Source organism: Massilia sp. P2_C2 (assembly GCF_056404615.1).
The window spans coordinates 1-8377 of record NZ_JBFUDR010000279.1; the positions used below are offsets into that span (position 1 = coordinate 1).

At 58.0% G+C, this 8377-nt stretch carries 8 protein-coding genes; 6 read left to right on the top strand and 2 right to left on the bottom strand.

Annotated features, from left to right (window positions below; all coding sequences use genetic code 11):
- Positions 1-283 precede the first annotated feature (283 nt).
- The 6 genes from AC1DYX_RS24435 (at position 284) to AC1DYX_RS24460 (ending at position 7539) form a co-directional block, all read left to right on the top strand.
- The gene (locus tag AC1DYX_RS24435) at positions 284-1414 is read left to right on the top strand and encodes an AAA family ATPase (RefSeq protein ID WP_477263684.1); all 1131 of its coding nucleotides are present in this window, start codon (positions 284-286) and stop codon (positions 1412-1414) included.
- Between the two features lie 17 nt (positions 1415-1431).
- A complete protein-coding gene (locus AC1DYX_RS24440; RefSeq protein WP_477263686.1) occupies positions 1432-3852 on the top strand; it encodes a S8 family peptidase in 2421 nt (806 codons plus the stop codon).
- 156 nt (positions 3853-4008) lie between these two features.
- Complete coding sequence (locus AC1DYX_RS24445) at positions 4009-4428, top strand: GNAT family N-acetyltransferase (RefSeq protein ID WP_477263696.1); 420 nt, start codon at positions 4009-4011, stop codon at positions 4426-4428.
- A 38-nt stretch (positions 4429-4466) separates the two neighbouring features.
- Positions 4467-5177, top strand: coding sequence for a toll/interleukin-1 receptor domain-containing protein (locus AC1DYX_RS24450; protein WP_477263698.1), 711 nt, complete (start codon positions 4467-4469; stop codon positions 5175-5177).
- Positions 5178-5372: 195 nt separating this feature from the next.
- Complete coding sequence (locus AC1DYX_RS24455) at positions 5373-6746, top strand: NfeD family protein (protein WP_477263688.1); 1374 nt, start codon at positions 5373-5375, stop codon at positions 6744-6746.
- 16 nt (positions 6747-6762) lie between these two features.
- Positions 6763-7539, top strand: a complete 777-nt coding sequence (locus AC1DYX_RS24460; RefSeq protein ID WP_477263690.1) for a slipin family protein — start codon at positions 6763-6765, stop codon at positions 7537-7539.
- A 27-nt stretch (positions 7540-7566) separates the two neighbouring features.
- Here AC1DYX_RS24460 and AC1DYX_RS24465 read toward each other — a convergent pair whose 3' ends face one another.
- Both AC1DYX_RS24465 and AC1DYX_RS24470 read right to left on the bottom strand, forming a co-directional pair.
- A complete protein-coding gene (locus tag AC1DYX_RS24465) occupies positions 7567-8109 on the bottom strand; it encodes a TadE family protein (RefSeq protein WP_477263692.1) in 543 nt (180 codons plus the stop codon).
- A gap of 46 nt (positions 8110-8155) precedes the next feature.
- A partial coding sequence (locus AC1DYX_RS24470; RefSeq protein WP_477263694.1) for a hypothetical protein occupies positions 8156-8377 on the bottom strand: 222 nt, incomplete at its 5' end.

An 8377-nucleotide genomic window follows, 5' to 3' on the forward strand; every position in this document is an offset into this window, starting at 1 on the left:
CGACCGGCCAAGACGCTCCTACGTGCGCCCATGAGGCGTGTGAGTGCCCTTTGGGCATCCGGGCCGCCGCCCGGACTCGAATCGCCCGTACGGGCAGCGCACCGGCGCGAAGGTTCGGCAGTACAGTAGTGCGCATGGTGTTCATCAGTAATCGCATAAAAATACAAAAAATCGTATGGYGGTTTCAATGTACTGCATATATAATCAGTATATTGTATCGAATTGATGAATTAAGGGAGCTATGGAACACTTTCCGATCGTGTTGGGTCTTTGCCGATCTGCAATGCAGAGTCCCAATCCGGCGCTCCGCTCGCATGTGGAGCGTCTGGTCCGTGCACTGGAAAAGGAAAAAAATGAAGAGCAGGTCGCCGCCCTTCGTAAGCTCTTGAAGTCGGCAGAGGCTATGCAGGAGATTTCCCCTAGCCGTGTAGTTCTGTCGCGAGCTTCGTTGCGCGGCGAAACCATTACGCCCAGCGTGACTGCTCCAGTTGACCGAGAAACTGGCGATCCCCTTGCGGAGCTGGTTCTTCCAGGACAGCAGGTTGCCGAACAACCATTGTTCAGCGACACGCTCAGTAGTGGGATTGCTGACCTACTTGAAGAATGGCGGCACGTCGATGATTTGCGTGCAGCTGGGGTTCATCCAGCATGGGCAACGATGCTGTTCGGCGCTCCAGGAACGGGGAAAACGATGCTGGCCCACCATATCGCCAGTCAGCTTGGATTGCCACTCGTTATCGCTCGCCTAGATGGCTTGATTTCGTCGTTCCTGGGTACGACGGCGCGGAACATTTCAAGTCTTTTTGCTTTCGCAAATCGTTATAGATGTGTGTTACTTCTAGATGAGTTCGATGCGGTTGCGAAACTGCGAGATGATCCGCACGAACTTGGTGAAATCAAACGCGTGGTGAACACGTTGCTACAATGCATTGATAGTCGTTCGGAGGTCGGTTTCACGATTGCAATAACGAATCATGAATCGTTGCTTGATCCAGCTGTCTGGAGACGGTTCGATATTAGGATTGAGATTCCACGGCCGAATGGGGAAACGCGCATCGCTATGCTCAGACGACACTTCGATCTTCAAGAAATCGACGATTCGAAGATCAGATTGATGGCATGGATCACGGAGGGCGGTAGTGGATCTGATATCGGAAAATTGAGCGATTTTATGCGGCGACAAAGAGCCATCAGGAAAGGCGACTTCAATTTTCTTCAAGCGGTCCGTAGCTTCGTCCAAATGAGCGCTCATGAGGGGCAGTCGCCGAATCGCGTAGCAATCTGGGAGGAGGATGAGGTTCTGGCTCGTACGCTGGCAACTGATCGCATGATCCCCTTTAGTCAAGAGCAGCTCGCAGCATTGTTTGGATGCACGCAGCCGACAATTAGTCGTTGGTTGAAAAAAGACAAATAATTTGAGGATAGATTGACATGCCCCACAACCCAGTTCAAATCATTCTAAATGCGCAGGACTACGTCAGGAAAGCTGACGTCAATCCAGGTGGCACCGTCATTGATTTTTACAAAGGAAGAGACGCTGACTTCGTAGCGCATCGCAACGCCCTCGAAGCCCAAGTCCTTGGGTTGCGTGATGGACTCCAAGGGGGACTGCCCAACGACGTCATCTATGCATTTGTCGAGCTGCAGACGGATGCATGGGCAAAGAGTCATAGACCAATCAAGAAGGTGTTTCCCCCGGGCCAGCAAGTATATGTCGGTGGGGGAAGGCTAGGATCGATGGTGGTCGAATTAACTGCGGCCGACATTCCCAGGATCGCAGCAACTGTGGCGTCTGCAGAGGCTGAGGTAGCCCTCGTCGAGAACAAAAAGGGTGAGTTAAAGCCTAAGCCAACCCGGACTAGGGGCGAGGTAGGGGCGATCAGGTCGATTCGTGCCTATTCGGCGGCTGACCGCCGAGCTTTCTCTCTCGAAGTCGCTTTGCGCTGGCTTACCGACCCGCGAACGGGTGGCGCTTACTATGTTGAGACATTTGTTTCCCGGAGCTCGATCAATTCTCGCGGTTCACAGCCTCTGCGTCTACGTGGGGAGCGAGTGCTTGCTAGTTTCGAAGCAAGTCTCCGAGCGCTCAATCTACCAGTTGAAATTTCAAAGGTTGAAGATGAATGGATTCACGCCTCTGTCTATGTAGTGAAGCTAGCTCCCGAGGTTGTTATGCAAGCGGAACGAGCCCGGCAGGTACACGTGGCGTTGCTTGAATTTTTCGACAACCAGCCTGCGGTGAAGGCAGTACTGCTACCACCAATTCTCCAGGCCACTCATGTAGACAGTGTGCCAGGGCCGACTCCAGTGCTTCCGCAGCCGGATGCTAGGCGTTCGCATCCTGTAGTTGGTATCGTAGATTCCGGAATCACGAAGCTTCCCGCAGTGGATGCTTGGAGTGTTGGATCCTCCGATTTTCTCGACATGGACGGTCAAGATGTTTCTCATGGGACGTTCATTGCGGGCTTGTTATGCGCAGCCGATGTGCTCAATCAAGACCCAATTTTTGCTGAGGCGCGTTGCCGGTTCTTTGACCTAGGATTGCACCCTACTGCGCCTGGAACCTACGAGAATTATTATCCGCGGGGGTTCATTGACTTCCTCGAACAGCTCGATGCCGAGATTCCTGCCGCAAAAGCGCAGGGCGCCCGCGTTATCAACATGAGTCTGGCGGTCACGACGCCGGTTCAACATGATGGTTATAGCGTCTTCGCGAATATCCTAGATGAAATTGCGGATAAACATGACATTCTTTTCGTACTTCCGGCAGGCAATCTAGACGGTGGACTTGCACGTCCACAATGGCCGGCAGCGTCGAACGATGCGCTCGCGATGTTGGCCGGCTATCGATTTCAGGGGCAGGATGGAATTTTTCAACCTGCAGACAGCATCCGCGCCCTCGTTATTGGTGCGCTTGATCCAAAAGACGCTAACGGAAGATACGTCCCGTCGCGCTACACCCGACGCGGACCAGGTCCGGCCCTCGGTATGAAGCCGGATCTAAGCCACGTTGGAGGCATCTTTGACCAGAACAGCGGATTGCATTCGATTTCTCCCACTGGAGCTGGAATTCAAAGCTGTGGAACCAGTTATTCGGCTCCACTTGCGGCAAAGACTATAGCAGCAGTAGATCATGCGATCCAAGGTGGCATAGCTCGAGAAGCCCTTAGTGCCTTGATTATCCATCACGCTCAGATACCGGACGGACTAAATGACCCGGTACTGAAACCGGTGGTCAAGGATTTCATCGGCCACGGAATGCCCCGTGTGGCTGCCGAAACCCTCTTGCTCGATGATCATGAAGTCACGATGGTCTTCAATGGAATATTAAAAAGTGGACAGGAACTTCGGTTCCAATTCTCTTGGCCGGCTAGTTTAGTCGACGAGGAGGGGGCGTGTTCAGGGAAGGTGCGCCTGACACTGGTTTATCGCCCACCAGTGGACCGGGCGTTTGGCGGGGAATTTGTCCGAATAAATTTGGATACCTATTTGCGGCAAGAAGTGATTGATGGGAAAACCGGAGAGGTAACTTTCAAGGGGCGGCTAAAGGGCGATGGCATGAAGCGATTTGAAAAGGAGCTAGTGCAACATGGCGCGAAGTGGTGGCCAGTAAAGTCCCTCGCTGATGAATTCGATCGCGTCGGAAAGTCATCGCAGTGGCGATTGGTCATTGACCCGCTGGCTCGGAGCAACTGCACCGTGCCCGACGAGGGGATTCCATTTTCAGCGATTTTGACCATCGCCTCTCCTGACGGGGTTACTCCTATCTTTAACGAGATGCGTCAGCAGCTGCAGAACTCAGGCGCGCAGATATCTGACATTCGCACGGCTCTCCGGCCTCGTGTTCGCTAACGAGCGGTTTTGGCGGGGGCGGGCAAAGAGCGTGTGGTTCAACCTGGCCGCTCAAAGACTTTGCCGCCGACCCTTCTTTTAATTCGCAGGGAGGTCACCAAGCAATGATGCGTTACGCAAAAAAACGAGGATTTTGATTTCATTTTTTCGCTCATACTGAAAGAGGCCGCCAACGGGCATTTCGACCGGAATCTATCGACTCCCGCTGCAACTCGTGGACTGGAGCTCGAGCTAAGGTCCGTGTTGACGAACCATAGGCGAGCTAACGGATGTTACGCATACGCTTTGATCTGGGAACGAAACGGGCAACCTATCGGTTTCGTAGTGATGTCCGCGCTCGATAGAGACCACGGTAACGAATTGTGGCTGGCGGCGGTTTCCCCTGCCCATAGGAGTAAGGGCGAAGGTACGGAAATGATTAATACGATACTCCGTCAATTCGCACAGCAGGGGGCAGGGCTGTTGGCACGTTGTGCGCCAGAGTCGGAGGCAATGTTCCATATCCTCACCTCGAATGGTTTCGTTCTTGATGTGGTATTGAAAAAGGGCACCAGGCAACTTATCACGCGCTGGTAATGCAATTCTGCTTACTAATTTCACATAGAGGATCCGACATGGCGTCATGCACTGCACCAGTACGTGGACATAGTTCAGCTGCCGCGGCCGCGGCCTGCCCGGCATGCCGTTACCGCACTAACTCCCGGTACGGCGGCTATGGCTCGTCCAATTCTTCGTCGGACAGCAGCGGGGCTAACTATAGCTCTGGCAATACCGGTGGTGGTGGTGGTGGCCGCTCCAGCACCGGCTCAAGACCGCGTTGGTCGAGAGCGGGTTCGTCGGTGTCCTATACTCCGACGCAAGTGCAGTCGCTCACGCCTATCCGCCGGACCGTTGAGGTGCGAGCAGAGGCGCAACCTGACCTTCGTGACGTGTTCCTGTGCCATGCGTGGGACGACCGGCAAGGGCCAGCCATGGAGCTGCATAATTTGCTCGTGGCGGCAGGTGTCAAAGTTTGGTTCAGCGAAAAAGATTTGGGTCTTGGCGTACCTATGATGCGCGCGATCGACAAGGGCTTAGCAAACTCGCGAATCGGGCTCGTGCTTGTAACCCCTGCACTCTTGGGGCGCCTCCCGAAAGAAAGCGTCGCCGATAAAGAGCTTTCGGCACTCCTTGCGGGCAACCAGCTTGTACCTATTGTGCACAACACGACGTATGAAGCTCTCCGCAATGTGAGCCCTTTGCTCGCCTCTCGAAGTGGCCTAGACACTGCAGAAGATTCAATGGCGGTGGTCGCGRCAAAAATCGCCGAGCTGGTTGCCACCTAGATTTCTTACTCCCTCGTGCAGATGGGCGCTTCGCGGTGGTCGTGTGATTTGACGCGCGCTCAGCTCCTTCAGGACGAGTGAAATAAGCCGCGGAACTGGGCGCACGAACCCTTTTTGGTCTGACGGTTCCGGTACCGCCGGGACGTCCAGCACATCTAAGTTATACTGGACCCGTCGTCACGCCAGGGGACAATCATGTTCCGACAGACGGCTGCAAGGCTGCCGTCCTTCCCGCCGTTCTTCCTGATACTGGCCGCTGCATGGTCGGCCATCGCGCTGATGGCCTTGCTGGTCAGCGGCGTGCCTGCGCACGCGCAATCCGCGCGCGGCCCGGTCGTGTTGCTGACGGTCGATGGCGCGATCGGACCAGCCTATGCCGACTACGTGTCGCGCGGCATCAACCGCGCGGCAAAAGAGGGCAGCCAACTGGTGGTACTGCAGCTCGATACCCCCGGCGGGCTCGACACATCAATGCGCTCCATCATTCGCGCGATCCTCACATCGCCGGTTCCAGTGGCGTGCTATGTGGCCCCCGGCGGTGCTCGCGCGGCCAGCGCCGGCACCTACATCCTGTACGCCTGCCACATCGCGGCGATGGCGCCCGGCACCAACATTGGCGCGGCCACCCCGATCCAGGTCGGCGTSGGCGGACAGGAACCGCAGCGCGACAAGAATGCGACGCCTTCGACGCTGGAACACAAGCAGGTCAACGACGCGGCCGCCTTCATCCGCGGCCTCGCCAACATGCGCGGACGCAACGCCGACTGGGCCGAGCGCGCCGTACGCGAGGCGGTCAGCCTGCCGGACGGCGATGCGCTGAAGGCTCACGTGGTCGACTATGTGGCGCCGGACCTTCCTCATCTGCTGGCGCAGGTGGACGGCAGGGTCATCAACGTGCTCGGGCAGGAGCGCACCCTGCGCACTGCCGGCGCGGCAGTCGAGGACGCCCAGCCCGACTGGCGCACGCGGCTGCTGGCGGCGATCACCAACCCCAGCATCGCGCTGATCCTGATGATGGTCGGGATCTACGGACTGATCTTCGAATTCATGAGCCCGGGCGCGGTGGCGCCGGGAGTCGTCGGCACGATCTGCCTGCTTCTGGCGCTGTACGGCTTGCAGCTACTGCCCATCAATTACTCCGGGCTGGCGCTGATCTGCCTCGGCATCGCCTTCATGATCGCCGAAGCTTTCCTGCCGACCTTTGGCGCTGTCGGCATCGGCGGCGTGATCGCGTTCGTGATCGGCGCGCTCATGTTGATCGATACCGAGTCGCCGGGCATGGGCATTCCGCCGTTTTTGGTCGTGAGCGTCGGCGTGGTGGCGGCGTTGCTGCTTGCCGGGACCGCGAGCATTGCGCTGCGCACGCGACGGCGGCACGCAGTAAGCGGTCCCGAGACCCTGATCGGCAGCGTGGCCGAGATGCTGGACGACGCGCCGCATGAGGGCTGGGCCAACGTAGGCGGCGAGACCTGGCGCGTGGTCAGCGCCACGCCGCTCGCGCGCGCACAGAAGGTGCGCGTGGTGGCGCGCCGCGGAGCGGTTCTCGAGGTAGCGCCGCTCGACAATTGAATACAAGGAGGCTGAGATGCTGTTCCAGTTCAGTTTCGGAATCGGTCTGATCGTGATCGTGGTGGCGGCGCTGCTCGCCTCGTCGGTACGCATCCTGCGCGAGTACGAGCGCGGCGTCGTGTTCCAGCTCGGGCGCTTCTGGGCGGTGAAGGGACCGGGGCTGATTCTCCTGATCCCGGTGCTGCAGCAGATGGTGCGGGTCGACCTGCGCACCATCGTGCACGACGTGCCCAAGCAGGACGTGATCTCGCGGGACAACGTCTCGGTAAAGGTATCGGCGGTGCTGTATTTTCGCGTGATCGACCCGCAGCGCGCGATCATCCAGGTCGCCAACTTTTTCGAGGCCACCAGCCAGCTGGCGCAGACGACGCTGCGCTCGGTGCTGGGCAAGCACGAGCTGGACGAGATGCTGGCCGAGCGCGAGCGCCTGAACATCGACATCCAGCAGGTGCTGGACGCGCAGACCGACGCCTGGGGCATCAAGGTCGCCAACGTAGAAATCAAACACGTGGACCTGGACGAATCGATGGTGCGCGCGATCGCTCGCCAGGCCGAAGCGGAGCGCGAACGGCGCGCCAAGGTGATCCACGCCGAGGGCGAACTGCAGGCCTCCGAAAAGCTGATGCAGGCGGCGCAGGTGCTGGCGCAGCAGGATGGCGCGATGCAACTGCGCTACCTGCAGACCTTGTCGTCGATCGCCGGCGACAAGAGTTCGACGATCGTGTTTCCGCTGCCGATGGAGATGCTCGGGAAGCTGGTGGACAGGCTGGGAAGCGATGCTGCGGCACGGTGAGTCTTGCGCTGCATTTTTCCGGCGTCGTCAAGTACACGGCATCGCCCCAATCGTGGCCCCGAGGCTGCCCGCCGGAACAATCGTCTCGGCGGACGGCAGCTTCATCCCGGAAAGGTCGAAGAACGGGAAAACCATCTGGTAAGGCAGGGTGGTGCAGTTGCCATCGCTATCCAGCGAATCACACACCCGCGCACGCACGAAGCGGATGCAGTTGTCGGCATTCGGATCGGTCGTGCAGTTCAGCCGATTGCCTGCGGGACATGTTGGAAGCGTACCCATGTGATTCAGAGTCCAGGTCGCCTTCGAGACCGACAGGTAGTCGATCTTGACATTCTCGGAGGTGACGGGCGTGCCMAGCGCAAGCGGGCCGGATGACGTACGGAAGACGGCGTCCGTCCGGACCTTCTGCAGCGCCGTCGTATCCCGGTAGTCGACGTTTGCCGCGGCGGCGGCGGCGCGGCGGGTCACCTCTTCCAGCGTGTTCAGCAGGAACTCCATGCGTGCCAGCTCGAGTGTTGCGAACACGACCGTAAAAAAGACGATCGCGATCAGCGAGAATTCAATGGCCACGGAACCCGACTCCCTTGTCCGTCCTTCGGATACGCCCCGTTTCATGTCAATTCGCCACATAGCGCACCGACGCATAAGGTGAAATCAACATCCCGGTATCGCTGCCTGTCAGCGGGTTAATGTAAGTGAAGTTGATCGACACATCGAACTGGAACAATGTGTGGTTAACGTCCTTGGTGAGCGTTGCAGTGCACGGCTTGGTCATTGGATTTCCCCCCACCTGATAGATGCAGAAAATGGCCGGGTCCACGGCGACGCCGCTCGGGAC

Coding starts and splice junctions, on each gene's coding strand:
- AC1DYX_RS24435 (WP_477263684.1), top strand. CDS start 284: ATGCAGAGTCCCAATCCGGCGCTCCGCTCGCATGTGGAGCGTCTGGTC.
- AC1DYX_RS24440 (WP_477263686.1), top strand. CDS start 1,432: ATGCCCCACAACCCAGTTCAAATCATTCTAAATGCGCAGGACTACGTC.
- AC1DYX_RS24460 (WP_477263690.1), top strand. CDS start 6,763: ATGCTGTTCCAGTTCAGTTTCGGAATCGGTCTGATCGTGATCGTGGTG.